At 53.3% G+C, this 12,799-nt stretch carries 13 protein-coding genes and 7 tRNA genes; 14 read left to right on the top strand and 6 right to left on the bottom strand.

The window, feature by feature from the left end; translation table 11 throughout:
* Positions 1-52: 52 nt before the first annotated feature.
* Positions 53-451, bottom strand: coding sequence for a peptide-methionine (R)-S-oxide reductase MsrB (gene msrB, locus LG301_RS04570; protein WP_404473845.1), 399 nt, complete (start codon positions 449-451; stop codon positions 53-55).
* 159 nt (positions 452-610) lie between these two features.
* Here msrB and LG301_RS04575 point away from each other — a divergent pair.
* The 12 genes from LG301_RS04575 (at position 611) to LG301_RS04630 (ending at position 5,439) form a co-directional block, all read left to right on the top strand.
* Positions 611-686 (top strand) — tRNA-Glu (locus LG301_RS04575).
* Between the two features lie 50 nt (positions 687-736).
* A tRNA-Gly gene (locus LG301_RS04580) sits at positions 737-811 on the top strand.
* A 21-nt stretch (positions 812-832) separates the two neighbouring features.
* Positions 833-908, top strand: a tRNA-Glu gene (locus tag LG301_RS04585).
* A 35-nt stretch (positions 909-943) separates the two neighbouring features.
* Positions 944-1,018 (top strand) — tRNA-Gly (locus LG301_RS04590).
* Positions 1,019-1,039: 21 nt separating this feature from the next.
* Positions 1,040-1,115: transfer RNA gene (locus LG301_RS04595), tRNA-Glu, on the top strand.
* Positions 1,116-1,148: 33 nt separating this feature from the next.
* Positions 1,149-1,223, top strand: a tRNA-Gly gene (locus tag LG301_RS04600).
* Positions 1,224-1,484: 261 nt separating this feature from the next.
* Entirely contained in the window at positions 1,485-2,447 is a 963-nt protein-coding gene (locus LG301_RS04605; protein WP_404473846.1) for an ABC transporter ATP-binding protein, read from the top strand.
* Positions 2,444-3,217: an ABC transporter permease gene (locus tag LG301_RS04610; RefSeq protein ID WP_404473848.1), complete on the top strand. Its 774-nt coding sequence runs from the start codon at positions 2,444-2,446 to the stop codon at positions 3,215-3,217. Before LG301_RS04605 ends, LG301_RS04610 begins: the two co-directional genes overlap by 4 nt.
* A gap of 66 nt (positions 3,218-3,283) precedes the next feature.
* Positions 3,284-4,117: an NADPH-dependent 7-cyano-7-deazaguanine reductase QueF gene (gene queF / locus LG301_RS04615; RefSeq protein WP_404473850.1), complete on the top strand. Its 834-nt coding sequence runs from the start codon at positions 3,284-3,286 to the stop codon at positions 4,115-4,117.
* A 48-nt stretch (positions 4,118-4,165) separates the two neighbouring features.
* Entirely contained in the window at positions 4,166-4,726 is a 561-nt protein-coding gene (locus LG301_RS04620) for a nitroreductase family protein (RefSeq protein WP_404473852.1), read from the top strand.
* 13 nt (positions 4,727-4,739) lie between these two features.
* Positions 4,740-5,258, top strand: coding sequence for a YiiD C-terminal domain-containing protein (locus LG301_RS04625; protein WP_404473854.1), 519 nt, complete (start codon positions 4,740-4,742; stop codon positions 5,256-5,258).
* Positions 5,259-5,351: 93 nt separating this feature from the next.
* A tRNA-Ser gene (locus LG301_RS04630) sits at positions 5,352-5,439 on the top strand.
* Positions 5,440-5,655: 216 nt separating this feature from the next.
* On the opposite strand, the gene LG301_RS04635 is transcribed toward LG301_RS04630, so the two are convergent.
* Positions 5,656-6,030, bottom strand: a complete 375-nt coding sequence (locus LG301_RS04635; protein ID WP_404473855.1) for a DUF6746 family protein — start codon at positions 6,028-6,030, stop codon at positions 5,656-5,658.
* A 578-nt stretch (positions 6,031-6,608) separates the two neighbouring features.
* Positions 6,609-7,394 (bottom strand): CLCA_X family protein, encoded by a 786-nt coding sequence (locus LG301_RS04640; RefSeq protein WP_404473857.1) that lies wholly within the window; start codon positions 7,392-7,394, stop codon positions 6,609-6,611.
* 140 nt (positions 7,395-7,534) lie between these two features.
* On the opposite strand from LG301_RS04640, the gene LG301_RS04645 reads away from it, so the two are divergent.
* The gene (locus LG301_RS04645) at positions 7,535-8,221 is read left to right on the top strand and encodes a type 1 glutamine amidotransferase domain-containing protein (RefSeq protein WP_404473859.1); all 687 of its coding nucleotides are present in this window, start codon (positions 7,535-7,537) and stop codon (positions 8,219-8,221) included.
* A 101-nt stretch (positions 8,222-8,322) separates the two neighbouring features.
* Here the strand turns inward: LG301_RS04645 and LG301_RS04650 are convergent, their stop codons facing one another.
* From LG301_RS04650 to LG301_RS04660, 3 genes are all read right to left on the bottom strand, one after another.
* Positions 8,323-9,069, bottom strand: a complete 747-nt coding sequence (locus tag LG301_RS04650; protein WP_404473860.1) for a MipA/OmpV family protein — start codon at positions 9,067-9,069, stop codon at positions 8,323-8,325.
* 369 nt (positions 9,070-9,438) lie between these two features.
* Positions 9,439-9,654 (bottom strand): hypothetical protein, encoded by a 216-nt coding sequence (locus LG301_RS04655; RefSeq protein WP_404473862.1) that lies wholly within the window; start codon positions 9,652-9,654, stop codon positions 9,439-9,441.
* Positions 9,655-10,022: 368 nt separating this feature from the next.
* Complete coding sequence (locus tag LG301_RS04660) at positions 10,023-11,354, bottom strand: M20/M25/M40 family metallo-hydrolase (RefSeq protein WP_404473864.1); 1,332 nt, start codon at positions 11,352-11,354, stop codon at positions 10,023-10,025.
* Positions 11,355-11,540: 186 nt separating this feature from the next.
* Between LG301_RS04660 and LG301_RS04665 the strand changes: the two genes are divergently transcribed.
* A complete protein-coding gene (locus LG301_RS04665) occupies positions 11,541-12,764 on the top strand; it encodes a YbfB/YjiJ family MFS transporter (protein WP_404473866.1) in 1,224 nt (407 codons plus the stop codon).
* Positions 12,765-12,799: the final 35 nt, after the last annotated feature.

Genomic DNA, 12,799 nt, shown 5'->3' on the forward strand with positions numbered 1-12,799 from the left:
CGCCATTCTAACAGATGGTGCCCGCCTTGCTGTGCTTCGTTTTGGCTAACAATTACTCGTCGGGATGAAACTCTAACGAAACTGAGTTTATACAGTAGCGAAGGCCAGTGGTGTCTGGAGGGCCATCGGGAAAGACATGGCCTAAGTGGGCGTCACAATGGGAGCAGACCACCTCGGTGCGAATCATGCCGTGGGTGGTGTCGCGATGCTCCTCTACGCAGCGTTTACCCAACGGGCGATCAAAGCTTGGCCAGCCGCAGCCAGCATCAAACTTGTGCTCGTTTTCAAATAGCGGCGCGTGGCAGCATACGCAGTGATAAATGCCCTGTGCGTCACTCACCTGGTAGTCGCCGGTAAATGGCCGTTCGGTGCCTTTCTCTCGGGCAACCCGATACTGCTCTGGGGTGAGCTGCTGGCGCCATTCGTCAGGGGATTTTTCTATTTTCGCCATGGGGTTCTCCTCTCCCTCCGGTTACCGTTAATCAGAGGCGTGCTAATCAGGCTATCGTATCCCTCATCAGAGTGACAGTAGTACGTTTCGATTTGAGAGTGCTTGACACACTGAGACGCGCTGAGTAATATACGCGCCACCTCGACGAGGCAATGAAACGTCCCATTCGTCTAGTGGTCTAGGACACCGCCCTTTCACGGCGGTAACAGGGGTTCGAACCCCCTATGGGACGCCACTTACTCTAATAGAGCAAGCGGTCATAACGTCGTCAAGGTAATCGGAACTGCGGGAATAGCTCAGTGGTAGAGCATCGCCTTGCCAAGGCGAGGGTCGAGAGTTCGAATCTCTTTTCCCGCTCCAAGCATTTATTATGCTTACTGCGTCCCATTCGTCTAGTGGTCTAGGACACCGCCCTTTCACGGCGGTAACAGGGGTTCGAACCCCCTATGGGACGCCAATCCGATTGCGAGAAATGCAGGAAATGCAGGTTAAGCGGGAATAGCTCAGTGGTAGAGCATCGCCTTGCCAAGGCGAGGGTCGAGAGTTCGAATCTCTTTTCCCGCTCCAAGCATTTAATATGCTTACAGTGTCCCATTCGTCTAGTGGTCTAGGACACCGCCCTTTCACGGCGGTAACAGGGGTTCGAACCCCCTATGGGACGCCATCTCGCACTTTTTCGTAGCACCGTTTGTTGTACGCGGGAATAGCTCAGTGGTAGAGCATCGCCTTGCCAAGGCGAGGGTCGAGAGTTCGAATCTCTTTTCCCGCTCCACACAACGGTTTTACATAGGTGCTAAGGGTCGAGAGCTGGAGCGCCAGCCCGGTCAAATCTCTTTTCCCGCTCCAAACAAACACCCTCCTTCTTGTCTCTTTCTTATTTTTCTATCTATTTTTGAACATCATATCGCACATCTGTTGGCGATATTTCTGCGTGGCTGTCTTTCAAGCGGCTTGAAAAAACATACGGATGCCCCGATATCCTCTTATCCAGCTCTTTTTTCTTGTGCTCCCCATTTGCTGACAGGACATATTCATGGCCGAACCGGCATTGTCTATCCGTGGCCTCACAAAAGTGTATGGCAACGGCTTTCAGGCGTTAAAAGGTATTGATTTAGACGTCCAGCAGGGCGATTTTTTTGCTTTGTTAGGGCCTAACGGAGCGGGTAAGTCGACCACCCTAGGGGTGGTCTGCTCGCTGGTGCAGAAGTCCGCCGGTAAGGTGTCGATTTTTGGCATCGATATTGACAAAGACTTCGCCAAAGCCAAGTACCAGCTTGGCGTGGTGCCCCAGGAGTTTAATTTCAATCAGTTTGAAAAGGTGATTGATATCATTCTGGCCCAGGCGGGGTATTACGGAATGACCCGCAAAGAGGCGTTGCCACGAGCTAAGCAACTGCTCACTGACCTTGGGTTATGGGATAAACGCAACGGCAGTGCGCGTATGCTTTCTGGTGGTATGAAGCGTCGTTTGATGATTGCCCGTGCGCTGATGCACCGCCCAAAACTACTGATTCTTGATGAGCCAACGGCGGGTGTCGACATCGAGCTGCGCCGCAGTATGTGGGAATATATGCGGCGTATTAACCGCGATGAAGGCACTACTATCATTCTTACCACGCACTATCTTGAAGAAGCTGAGAGCCTGTGTCGCAATATCGCGATTATCAATCAAGGCGAAATTGTGCGTAACACCAGCGTGCGTGAACTGCTAACAGAGCTAAATACTGAAACCTTCTTGCTCGACCTGTCCGCCCCGGTAGAGCAAGCACCCGTTATCGAAGGGTTTGAGGTGCAGCAGATCGAGCCTTCTCAGCTGGCGTTAGTCATCCATAAGGGCCAACAGCTTAACGATGTGTTCAGTGCTTTAAGCGAACAGGGGCTAAACGTGGTGTCCATGCGTAACCGCGCCAATCGCTTAGAGGAGATGTTCGTTTCCATGGTGGAAAGCAGCCAACAAGCGATTGATCAGCGCGAGCAGCAGGAGGCTCAGGCATGAATGCAACGCAAACCCTCATCGCGCTGTGGACCTTAGTGCTTAAAGAGATCAAGCGCTTCACGCGGATTTGGCCGCAAACTTTGCTGCCGCCATCCATTACCATGGCGATGTACTTCATTATTTTCGGTAATCTGATTGGTTCGCGCATCGGCGATATGGACGGCTTCAGCTACATGGACTTCATTGTGCCGGGGCTGATCATGATGTCGGTGATCACCAACAGCTACTCCAATGTGGCCTCTAGCTTCTTTTCCAATAAGTTTCAGCGTTCTATTGAGGAGATGATGGTCTCTCCCATGCCCAATTGGGTAATCTTGTCCGGCTTTATTTTGGGTGGTATGGCCCGTGGTTTGGGGGTGGGGTTAATTGTCACGCTGGTGTCGCTGTTTTTTACCCGTTTAACGGTTGAGCACTCACTGCTCACGGTACTGGTTGTTGTGCTGACGTCGGCGCTGTTTTCCATAGGCGGCTTTATTAATGCGCTGTTTGCTAATAAATTCGACGATATCTCCATCGTGCCGACGTTTATTTTGACCCCGCTGACGTATTTAGGCGGCGTGTTTTACTCGATTTCGATGCTGCCCGATTTCTGGCAGGGCGTCTCCATGCTCAACCCCATACTCTATATGGTGAACGTCTTCCGCTACGGCTTTTTAGGCGTCTCTGATATTCCGGTCGTTTGGGCACTAATGGCAATTCTTGCCTTTATTGTGGTGCTGTTTATGGTGGCACTGACCATGCTAGAGCGCGGTAAAGGCATCCGCAGTTAAACGTGTGATAACGCCCGGTAGAGGGCGCTAAGTAGATACGCTACTAATCAAGAGAGCAAACTCGTCATGGCAGACCGCCCCGATACCCTAGAACACGCGCCTTTGGGGCGCGAATCCGCTTACCCAGAGCAGTATGACGCTGGGCTGCTGTATCCTATCCCCCGTACTGCGAACCGTGCTCCGCTGGGCATTGAAGAGGGTAAGCTACCGTTTGTAGGCGAAGATGAGTGGCATGCGTTTGAAGTTTCCTGGCTGAATGGTCGTGGTAAACCCACCGTGGCGGTTGCCCGTTTTCGCTTGCCTGCTGATTCGCCTAACCTGATTGAGTCCAAATCCTGGAAGCTCTATCTCAATAGCCTAAATCAGACGCGCTTTGATAGCCGAGAGGCGGTGCAACGTGTGCTTGTTCGCGACTTGGCCGCTGCGGCGGGTGCCGACGTGAGCGTAGAGCTATTGGGTGTCGACGACAGCGCACTTGCCCCCCAGCGCCTGCCGGGCGAGTGCCTGGATGACTTGGATATCGACATCAGCGATTACACGCCCAGCGCAGCGCATTTGGCAGTCAGTGAAGAGGTCGTCGAGGAGACGCTGTATTCCCATCTGCTTAAATCTAATTGCCCGGTCACCGGCCAGCCCGACTGGGGTAGCGTATTAATTCGCTATAAAGGCCCTAAAATCGATCGTGAAGGGCTGCTGCGCTACCTAATCGGTTATCGTCAGCATCAGGACTTTCACGAGCACTGTGTCGAGCATATTTTTACCGACCTGATGCAGCAGGTTAAGCCTGAAGAGCTGCTGGTGCTGGCCCGCTATGTTCGTCGTGGCGGACTGGATATCAGCCCATGGCGAGCAACGCCGGGATTAACGCCGCCCAGCCCATTGCGTCTAGCTAGGCAGTAACCAAAAGCGCTAACCTAGCGCTCAACGATGAATAAAAGGGGAGTCATAATGGACGCACTCACGCTGCTTCACGAACGTAGCTCGATGGGTAAACTCACCGAGCCCGCGCCCAGTGTCGACCAGCTCAGCGCTATCTACCAGGCGGCGCTGCGCGCCCCGGATCATAAAGAGCTGCGCCCCTGGCGGTTTATCGAATTTGTCGGTGAAGGGCGCGAGCGCCTGGGCGAGCTGTTCGCGGAAGCGGAGTTTCAAGAAGACCCCAGCGCTAGCGATAATACGCTAAATGCCGCGCGTAAAAAGCCGCTGCGTGCGCCGATGATCATTGCGGTAATTGCTAAAGTCACTCCGGAGATTCCGGGCGTGCCGAAAATGGAGCAGGTCATTTCAGCCGGGTGTGCGGCCCACGGCATTTTATTAGCTGCCCACGCGTTAGGGTTGGGCGCCATGTGGCGCAGTGGTAATTACGCCTTTGACCCCGTGGTGCGTAAAGGCTTATCGCTAGACGAAGATGACGAGGTGGTCGCGTTTATCTATCTGGGTAGCCTCGCAGGTCGCCATAAACCGCTACCTCAGCACAATGTGGAAGACTTTGTAGAGCGTTGGGATTAACGAGGAGCGCATGATGAGCCAGCCACGTCAGCCTGGAGTGCCGTACCCCCGATTGCCACTCCCTGAGACCCAGGAAGATCTTGTCGCTTTCCAGCAGTGGCTAGGGGAAGCGATTCCCATGGTGGGTGCACTGGGAATTCAGGGCATGTCCCAAAGCGCCGATCAAGAGGGCGGGTCGTTGACGTGGCAACTGGCGCTCACCCCTAACCTAAACGACAAGGGCACAGGCTTTGGCGGTGCGCTAACGGCACAAACCACGCTGCAAGGCTGGTGTTGGGTAACGCTATGGCTGCGTGCCCAGAGGCGGGCGCAAGATGTGGTGGTGGCCGAAGCCAGCCAGCGCTTTTTTGCGCCAGTCACGGTCGACTACCGCATTATTTGCACCCCCAACGATCCCCAAGGCCCTGGGCAGCTCGCGGAAAAGCTTAACGCGCGGGGCAAAGGCAGCATTGAATTGACTCAGCAGCTCTACTGCGGTGACACACTCTGCTTGGAAGCCAGCGGGCGCTACGCCGTGCTGCCCGTTGCTTAAATCTTTAAAAGGCTTGCTATTTTGGGCCTTAGACCATAGAATATGCGCCGTTCTGTTGGGAAAGGCAACGCCTTCTCAACCGAGCAAAAAAGTGGAGAGGTGTCCGAGTGGTCGAAGGAGCACGCCTGGAAAGTGTGTAAGTCGAAAGGCTTCGAGGGTTCGAATCCCTCCCTCTCCGCCACAGAATACAGAAAAAGCCCGTTGAGAAATCAGCGGGCTTTTTCGTGACTAGCATTTGTGCACCACTTACCGCCCAGTCCGTACGATTTCGTTGGCTTTGATTGAGCAGAAGCAAATAATTTAGCCGCTATCTATATCGGGTGTAGGTTGGGACGCTCTCTCGATCTGCCTATCTGTGCAATGGATGCCCTATCAAGTGGGGGGCTGAGATCATGCGCTACTGGGTCAGAAGAGTAGAGGCTTGCAGATAGTCGGCAGCATTCGTGGTAACACGTTCTTGATCCAGCGTTTCAGATCCCAGGTGCACTTCTTCCAATGATACGGCCATCGTTTCGACTTCTTGATCTATCCGCTGAAGCGCATTTTCAAGCGTGTAGGTCAGCATATGAATCTCTCCCATTTGTTCGTTGGAGAGAGTTTCAGCGTTTAGAAGCTGAATGAGCTGTTGATTGCCTTCTGTTAGATTTTCCAGCGCTTGCGTGAGATTTTCAGAAGAGGCTCCCTCAAAATGGTCCAGGCGATTCTGCTCATCTGCCAAAACAATGCCGCTGCTCATTAAGCTTCCCAGAATCAAAACAAAAATGCGTTTCATACAGAACCTCATTGTATGTTGATCTTTATATCATTACTGATGATTGAAGTATCATCAGGCTTCTTTGCAAATACTAATGATAATTCTTTTTATTTGCAACCAAATAGTCATTTGCGCTTTTTTGTTCATGCCTGACTTTTTTAGAACAATAAATGGTGTGCAAGATTTTGGGTCTGGGTCTGGGTCTGGGTCTGGGTCTGGGTCTGGGTCTGGGTCGCGAGTAGGAGGGGGAGACGGCATTTCGCTTGGTGTTTCGGCCTGCGGCCTCAGCTAGATGCCCTAGCTTTGTCATGGGCGCTAAAACACCACATGTACGCTTTTGGTCGTTAGATTCAAAATAGCCCTGGCCACACTCCGCGCACACCCTTAATTAATGAGTACCTAGCGATGTGGTGGCCAAGGTTAGTAGGTAGCTCCCATCAAAAGGGAAGGATGCCGCTGAAACCTATCCCTGCGACGGCGACGATCACAACAACAATAACGACAATGGTAGTGGTAGAGGGCATTTTTCTCTTCCTTTGAGATACGAATGTCATTGAAGCGTAGTCGTCATTGGTGTGTTTCGCACATCCCGCGTTTTATGAAGGCCTCTCTTTGCTGAGCGCTCTCCCCAAGCTGGCAAAATAGTTGCCGAATAGCGCATTGATGCGTTCGCGCTGCTCACCTTGTGGGTATAGGCCGTGCTCTGCCTCGGGGGAGGTTTGGGTGCCGTTTACCAGGAAGTGGTTTTTGATGGTGGCGTCCTGTACGAAGGCTTCAAACGCTCGGGCGCACAGCTCTTCTGGTTTGCTGTAATAGAGTTGGCCCTGGGCTTTATCCATAGCAGCGGAGTAGTTGAAAAGCGCGCTGGGCTGCTGGCCGTCGGGGTGAAGCAGAATAGCATGAAAGCAGGCGAGTAAGCGCTGGTTGAGCGGGTGGGGAATCGGAGCTGCATCCGATAGCCATGCCGCCGAGGCAAAGGCGCTAGTGGGTACGTTATGAAAACACTTCTGAGCAATGTAGTGATCAAACGCGTGGAACCATTCATGGGCAATGCTGCCAGGCCCCGCATTTTTAGCGAGCGAAAAGCAGCGCTGGCTGGGGTCGTAATGAGCGGAAACGCCGGGCCTGCCGCCGCTGCCGTACTGCAGGGCTATCGAACCACGCAGTGAAATCAGCGCCTCATTGCCGCGCAGGATCAGCATTAAATCGCACAGTGCATCGTGAAAAAGCTCAGCAGCGCGGTCGCGCTCGGCGGTGGTCACCCAGCGGCCGATTTCAATGGAACGAAAATCGAACTGGCGACGAATTAGCGCAAAGCTGCTGGCACGCGCTGAGCGGTGCATGGGCCCACGGCGGTAAAACTCTCGCGCTTCAATACTCACGACGTGCTCGTTAATCTAAAAAAGAAGTTCACCGAGCTATCTTATCTAAGGTGCTTTACCTTGCAACCACGAAAACACGCCCCAAGGTAAGGTAGGTAACGCAAGACGCTATCGCACTCTTCACAATTAGGAGTTATGAGATGAGCAAGCGTATTTTGGTGGTACTAACGTCACACGATCAGTTAGGAGATACGGGTGAAAAAACCGGCTTTTGGCTGGAAGAGCTAGCCGCGCCGTACTATGTGTTTAAAGATGCGGGGGCTGATATTACGCTTGCCTCGCCGAAAGGTGGGCAGCCGCCGCTGGACCCGAAAAGTGACGCAGACGATAGCCAAACCGACGAAACGCGGCGCTTTAAGCAAGATGGTGAGGCTAATGCGGCGCTAGCGGCCACCCATCGCCTTAGCGATATGAGTGCCGATGATTTCGATGCGGTGTTCTATCCAGGTGGTCATGGCCCGCTGTGGGATTTGGTTAACGACCAAGACTCTATCCAGCTGATTGAAAACTTTATTGCGCAGGGTAAGCCAGTGGCATCGGTATGCCATGCACCCATCGTGTTAATTAATGCGAAAAACAGCAGTGGTGAGCCGCTGGTGAAAGGGCGTCAGGTGACAGGCTTCACTAACGGCGAAGAAGAGGCGGTCGGCTTGACAGGTATCGTGCCGCATTTAGTGGAAGATGCGCTGCAGCAGTGTGGCGGCATTTACAGCAAAGCAGACGACTTTACGCCGTATGTGCGTGAAGACGGCCAGTTGATTACCGGGCAAAACCCGCCTTCCTCCGCCGCTACCGCAGAAGCACTGGTGGCGTGGCTGGCGCGTTAAACAGTACGCCTATTTACGTGAGTAACCATAACGGCGGGCCACAGTGCCCGCCGTTTTGATTGATTTAGCGACGCAGGGGCAACGTCAAAGCGCCCGATTTTTTAAAAGCGATAGCTGAGTGTTACCCCTGTGAGGGTTTGCCACTCGCTGCCTAGCTCATCAACAATAGGGCTGTCGGCAGCGCTGCCAGTGAGATACGTTGCGCCCACAAAGCCGGTGGCTGTCCATTCAGGCGTCAGGGAGTAGCTTAGGCTAGCGTTGGCCCCCATGCGCCAGTAACCACTATCGGGTGAGTAGGCCGCCACGCCGCTACGCACGCTGTCTTGCACCGACACACCAAACAGCGACTCGGTCCATTTCTCGTTTGAATAGGTCACGCTAGGCGTTAGGGTAAAGAGCGTCCGTTCGCTAACCGGCATGCGCAAGGCGGCATTGGCTGAAAATTTTGCCCCTTCTACATCGCCGCTTACTGGCGTACTGCCTGCAACGCTATAACGCCAAAACCCTTGCTGATAGCTGACTCGTAAACCTAACGTTGCCCCGCCATCGACTTTTTCAAATTGGCTGATATCGCCCTTATTATCCCGCCCAAAGGTATAGCCAATAAATGGTGAGGCCGTCCAGTTGCCTTGACGAATAGCGTGCCATTCAATCCCGTTGCGTACGTTGATCGAAAGCTGGTCGCCGTATGCCAGGTTAACAACGGGCCAGGCACGTGCGTCATAGTCATCGCTGCCCAGGTAATCAGGTGAGTAGGTGACGCCTGCTCCGATACTGCCTTCCCAGCTGTCTGCCCAGGCGGGTGCGGCTAGCGCGATGCCGAAAGCTGCCGCTAGCCATGGAGTCATACACTTACGTTGAGAAGCGCGTTGCGTTGTGCGAGAAACGAGAGTCGTCACTGGGATATCCTTTTGGTTTTGCAAACGTACGTGATTGTATGTTTTTGGCTTAAGCCACTGCAAGCTAATCTGATGGCTTAAATGAGCCATCACCTAAAACTATTTACCGTTTTATAGCTTAGGTTAGATAACTCAGCGGCTATAGGCTTCACTGTGTGCACATAGCGCAGGGAAAGCGTTACAAGGACGTGCAGGTAGGGAATGCTTGCGATGTACAAGGACGCATGAACAGGAGGTTCGTGAAAAAGATCAAGGAGGAGATGATCAAACCCCGGCCAGGACCGCCGGGGTTTTTTTATGGCTCAACGTTTTCATTTATTAGCTGGCGCGATGATAAAACAGGGCGCTGAGCGTGCTCATGGGGGTAGAGACAGCCGTTTGGCAGTTCATACAGCGCAGCGTAGCACTGTTTTTACCCGAGCCTTCAAGACGAAAACGATTTAAGTACGACGTGGTGGCGGATTCTGCATTGCCGCAGTGTCGGCAAATAAAATCCACGCCGTGCACTGTTGGGCTAATCATGATGTGTCGCACGCTGACCTCCTAACGCGAGGGGTTGATGGGTTCAGGCGTGGTAACGTCCGTGTCGAACGGCATCGATGGTGATTGATGCGTTAAAAGTATAAGCAGCCATCTCGTTATTCGCCATGTTTGTAAACAGACTAACGGACAGTTTGCGTGCGCACGGTAAAATCATAAAAATATAGGGTTTGTTATCCTAGATTAATGTTTTTGACATATTGAAGGTTCATGGTGAGTAACAACACAAGGAGCGGTGCGAAGGAGCAAAATTAAGCAAGGAGCGCTTGTTAAACCAGGGATGCATGAACAGGAGGTTCATGAAGAAGGATTAAGGAGGAAATTCTACTACCCCGGCCAGAAATGGCCGGGGTTTTTTTATGCTACTTCTTCTTTGTTTTTTTAGACTTTGTGTGTTTTTTGTCTGCGCTGTTAGGAGGCGTATCGCTTTCAGATTTGTTGCTGTCAGGCTTGTCACTTTCAGGCTTATCACTGCCTTGGTGAGTAAGTGGGTTGGCCTGATCAAGCCGTGGGTGATTGTCTAGAAATTCCCGCTGTAAATCAGGCAGCGCATCCAGTGCTTTGAGCGTGTGAGTCAGTGCATGAATCGCTGCGAGCACATCCTGGGTGTTGCCGGTTTCAGAGATGGTGTGCATGTTGCGGATCGGAAAACCGATGGAGGTTGCCGCGCTATCAATAGAAGCGAGTACGCCCGCCATGCCGTCAGTACCGGTATCCACGCCGACGATATCCCGCTGCAGGGGAATATCCTGCTCTTTGGCGGCGCTGGCAATGATGCGGTTGAGCTGTTCGCTAGCAATAGAACCGACCGCCATGGTGAAGCCTTTACCCATTTCCAGCGGCTGCATCCGCTTGTCGCCAATACCGGGGGCGGCTACGTAGTCGTGGTTAACGTCGACGCCAATCAGTGCGTCTGGCTTGAGTTCACCTGCCATCACGCGGCTGCCGAAACGGCCAATCTCTTCGTAGCTGGCAATGGCAAACAGTACGCGTACTTTTTTGGTGCCGCCTGATTCGGCGATTAACTTCGCCACTTCTGCGGTAACAAAGCAGCCTAAGCCATTATCCAGGTAAGCACCGTAAAAGGTGTTTGGGCTAAAGCCAGGACGAATAGGCCGGTCGAAAATAATCGAATCACCCGGGCGAACGCCGAGGTTTAGCACCTGCTGCTTTTTATTTTCGCCGTGAATCTGCAGGTCTAAGTAGATCTGCTCTTTTTTGATGCCTTTGCTGCCATCGCGCTGGGCGGGGTCAGAAAAGTGAATAGCGCCCAGGGCTTCTACTGTGCCGCCTTGGATGCAGCGGTAGCTGCCGGGGGCATCTGGGTCTTCGCTAAACAGCTTCACTTCATGGCCGATCAGTACGGTCGGCAGGAAGGAGTCGGTATTGATCCAGATCTTGCCGTCTTCACCAATCGAACGAACCTGCATGCGGATTTTATCCGCGTGGCCGATGATCATCACTGTAAACATGTCATCGCGGCCAGGATGGGTGTCCAGCACGACACCTGCATTGCCTTTAAATTGATGAAGATGCCAGTCGCTCGGCGCGAAGCTTTCAAAGTAAGGCTTCAGTACGCCGTAGGTCATAGCGCCTTCCAGACCGACAGGGCTGGGGGCGGCAAGAATATCGCGCATTACGTTGAACTGCGCGTCAGGCATTGGCTGTGTCCAGGGTTTGGCGCTATCGCTCATGTAAGCACTCTCCGTATTAGTGGTAGTCATCACGCCTTAGTCTGCCAGATTATTGGCTTGGATGCGCTGATCAACATGCCACGTTTAGCCGATGGTGCAGCGCTACTTTCCGCGTATTATAGAAGATAGCCAGCTATTCATTAGCACCTTACTCATCATAGACGTTATTACAAAGAGAGAGCATATATGCCGACGGTTAGCTTGCGCGCGCAGCGCTTTAAAGTGCTATTGGCGGGTGTTTTTAGCCAAATTCTGTGTATCGGCGTTGCCCGCTTTGCTTACACGCCGTTACTCCCTGTGATGCAGCAGCAGAGTTGGATAGGTGATGCTGATGGTGGCTGGTTAGCGGCGCTAAACTACGCAGGCTATATGCTGGGGGCGGTATTAGCAGCCTCTATTCGCAGTATTCATCTGAAAGATACCCTGTTCAGAATCGGTTTGATCTTAGCGGTGCTGACCACCGCGGGAATGGCGCTAACCGAACACTTCTGGCTATGGGCGGGGCTGCGCTTTTTGGCGGGGCTTTCCAGCAGTGGCTCGATGCTATTGGCCTCGGGGTTAATTCTTCATTGGTTGATTCAGCACCAGCAGCGGGGCGAGCTGGGTATTCACTTTGCTGGGGTGGGCATTGGTATTGTGGTGGCGGCGTTGGCGGTCGAGCTGATGCTGAAGCTGTCGTTAAACTGGCAGGCGCAGTGGTGGGGTTTTAGCGTTCTGGGGGCGGTGCTACTGGTGCCTGCTTGGCGCTGGCTGCCCCGCCCAGTGAAGCCGCTGCCTGGTGCAAGCACGGCTCATGAAGCGCCTGCCCATCCTCCCTCGCGTACCTTTATGCGGCTGATGCTGCCGGCCTATTTTTGTGCCGGTTACGGTTATGTGATTAGCGCCACCTTTATTGTCACGATTGTCGAGCGCGAGCCGTTGCTGGCGGGTGCGGGTAATTGGGCATTTGCGTTGGTTGGGCTGGCAGCGGCGCCTGCGGTAATGCTGTGGGATTTGGTGGCGCGGCGCATCGGTTATTTGGGGGCGTTAAGCGTGGCGATGTGGATACAGGTGGTGGGCATTGTGCTGCCTGCCATGACTTCCAGCCTGCCTGGGGTACTACTGAGCGCGGTGCTTTACGGCGGTACCTTTTTGGGCTGCGTGAGTTTAGTGCTCACGATGGCGGGCAGGCTCTACCCCTCTAGTCCTGCCAAGTTAATGGGGCAAATGACGCTGGCTTACGGCGCGGCGCAAATTTTTGCTCCCGCGCTTACCGGTATGCTGGCAGAGGCGTCAGGTAATTACTCGTTGGGACTGTGGTTGGCAGGCGGCTTTGTTGCGCTAGGGGCGCTGCTCTTGATGTGGTTAAGAAAGGTGGATCAAACTGCCCAGCGGCTAGATGCAGAAGCAAAAGCACTCCAAGTAGCCTAATTGGCAGGCGTCTTGTGGTAATAGAGGCTTGGGCT

It is taken from the genome of Vreelandella venusta, from assembly GCF_044809155.1.
GTDB lineage: Bacteria > Pseudomonadota > Gammaproteobacteria > Pseudomonadales > Halomonadaceae > Vreelandella > Vreelandella venusta_B.

Bases quoted from the DNA above. Each gene is read 5' to 3' on its own strand.
- LG301_RS04620 (WP_404473852.1), top strand. From the start codon at position 4,166: ATGGACGCACTCACGCTGCTTCACGAACGTAGCTCGATGGGTAAACTC.
- msrB (WP_404473845.1), bottom strand. From the start codon at position 451: ATGGCGAAAATAGAAAAATCCCCTGACGAATGGCGCCAGCAGCTCACC.
- LG301_RS04665 (WP_404473866.1), top strand. From the start codon at position 11,541: ATGCCGACGGTTAGCTTGCGCGCGCAGCGCTTTAAAGTGCTATTGGCG.
- LG301_RS04625 (WP_404473854.1), top strand. From the start codon at position 4,740: ATGAGCCAGCCACGTCAGCCTGGAGTGCCGTACCCCCGATTGCCACTC.
- LG301_RS04650 (WP_404473860.1), bottom strand. From the start codon at position 9,069: ATGACTCCATGGCTAGCGGCAGCTTTCGGCATCGCGCTAGCCGCACCC.
- LG301_RS04605 (WP_404473846.1), top strand. From the start codon at position 1,485: ATGGCCGAACCGGCATTGTCTATCCGTGGCCTCACAAAAGTGTATGGC.
- LG301_RS04645 (WP_404473859.1), top strand. From the start codon at position 7,535: ATGAGCAAGCGTATTTTGGTGGTACTAACGTCACACGATCAGTTAGGA.
- LG301_RS04610 (WP_404473848.1), top strand. From the start codon at position 2,444: ATGAATGCAACGCAAACCCTCATCGCGCTGTGGACCTTAGTGCTTAAA.
- queF (WP_404473850.1), top strand. From the start codon at position 3,284: ATGGCAGACCGCCCCGATACCCTAGAACACGCGCCTTTGGGGCGCGAA.
- LG301_RS04635 (WP_404473855.1), bottom strand. From the start codon at position 6,030: ATGAAACGCATTTTTGTTTTGATTCTGGGAAGCTTAATGAGCAGCGGC.
- LG301_RS04660 (WP_404473864.1), bottom strand. From the start codon at position 11,354: ATGAGCGATAGCGCCAAACCCTGGACACAGCCAATGCCTGACGCGCAG.